The organism is Arthrobacter sp. Soil764 (genome assembly GCF_001428075.1).
In the GTDB taxonomy this organism is placed as follows: Bacteria; Actinomycetota; Actinomycetes; order Actinomycetales; family Micrococcaceae; genus Arthrobacter.
The window spans coordinates 1-1,376 of the sequence record NZ_LMSI01000018.1 but is presented as its reverse complement, the minus strand read 5'-3'; the positions used below and the strand labels follow the sequence as shown (position 1 = coordinate 1,376).

Sequence of the window (1,376 nt, the reverse complement as noted above, 5' to 3'; positions counted from 1 at the left end):
CAACGAATTCGCCACCCTCGGCGCCGACGGCTTCGGCTTCTCCGACACCCGCGCAGCAGCCCGCCGCTACTTCAAAAACGACACCCACTCCATCGTGGTCAAGGTGCTGCAGCTGCTGGCGGCGAGGGGCGAGGTGGAGGCTGGGGCACCGCAATACGCCCTGGACCGCTACAAGCTGCTGGACGTCAACGCCGGAAGCACCGGCGGGGCAGGCGGCGACGCCTGACTCCGTCACAATCCGGCGGCCGGGTCATTTCCGCGGGAGACTGACCCGGCCGCCTTTGTTTGGTTAGGGTTCAGTTATGGGCAACACGGGGGCGGACAACTCGCAGGAGCGCCAGGCGACGGGCATCGTCCTGGCCGCGGGTGCAGGCACGCGACTCGGTATGGGACCCAAAGCCTCGCTCCCCTACCGCGGGCGGCCGCTGGTAGAGGCGATCGCCGGGAACCTCCTCGACGGCGGCTGCCGCGAGGTGGTGGTGGTCCTCGGAGCTGGCGCACCCGATGTGGCAGCCGCGGCCGAACTTAGCCACTACCGGGTCGTAGTCAACCAGGACTGGAACACGGGAATGGGCAGTTCGTTCCTGCTCGGCAACCAGGCCGCGGATCCCGGAGACCACCTGCTGATCGCCCTGGTGGACCAGCCCGGCCTGACGAGTGAAACTGTGGCGCGACTGCTGGCCCGGCACCAACCGGGACGCGTCACCGCGGCTTCGTACCGCCGTCGTGATTCCACCGACGGCGGTGAGGCGGCACTCCGGCGCGGGCATCCGCTGCTCATCGACGCCTCCTTGCGTGAGCCTGTGTGTGCAACGGTCACGGGCGACGCCGGGGCGCGCGGCTTCCTGCGTTCCCACCCGGACCTGGTGGACGAAGTGGACTGCAGCGATCAGTCCACCGGCGAGGACGTGGATACGCCGGACCAACTGGGCCTTCTCCATTAGCACCCGGCCCACCAGCACCCGAAGTCCACAGCATGCGAACTCCACCAGCACGCGAGATGTTCAGGCGTGGGCGCGAAGGTACTGTTCAAGGGCATCCTCGCCGGGAGACCTTCCACGGCGAAAGAAGTCAATACTGCCAAGCCTTAGCCCCTCCGGCCAGTGTGGTGGTTCCCAGTCCTGGTGTTCGCTTTTGTAGTGCCGGCCGGCCGGTGAGGTCCAGCCGGGTGGTTCGTTCTTGCTGGCCGGGGTGGGTTTCCAGCCTGTGGTGTGCCGGAGTCTGTGGTGTTTCGGGCAGGGCTGTCCCAGGTTGCTGATTCCGGTGGTGCCGCCCTTGTGCCAGGCGAGGATGTGATCGGCTTCGTTGTCCAGGGAGTTGTTGCTGCACCCCGGGAACGGGCATTTCCCGTCCCGCATCCGCAACCAGTTCCGCAT

Annotated in this window: 3 protein-coding genes; 2 read left to right on the top strand and 1 reads right to left on the bottom strand. The window is 67.1% G+C overall.

The window, feature by feature from the left end; all coding sequences use genetic code 11:
- A partial coding sequence (locus ASG86_RS09735) for a hypothetical protein (protein WP_156386170.1) occupies positions 1-226 on the top strand: 226 nt, incomplete at its 5' end.
- A 76-nt stretch (positions 227-302) separates the two neighbouring features.
- On the top strand, positions 303-944 hold the full coding sequence (nboR, locus tag ASG86_RS09730; protein ID WP_056333208.1) for a nicotine blue oxidoreductase: 642 nt from the start codon (positions 303-305) through the stop codon (positions 942-944).
- A 60-nt stretch (positions 945-1,004) separates the two neighbouring features.
- On the opposite strand, the gene ASG86_RS20660 is transcribed toward nboR, so the two are convergent.
- A partial coding sequence (locus ASG86_RS20660; RefSeq protein ID WP_056333205.1) for an HNH endonuclease signature motif containing protein occupies positions 1,005-1,376 on the bottom strand: 372 nt, incomplete at its 5' end.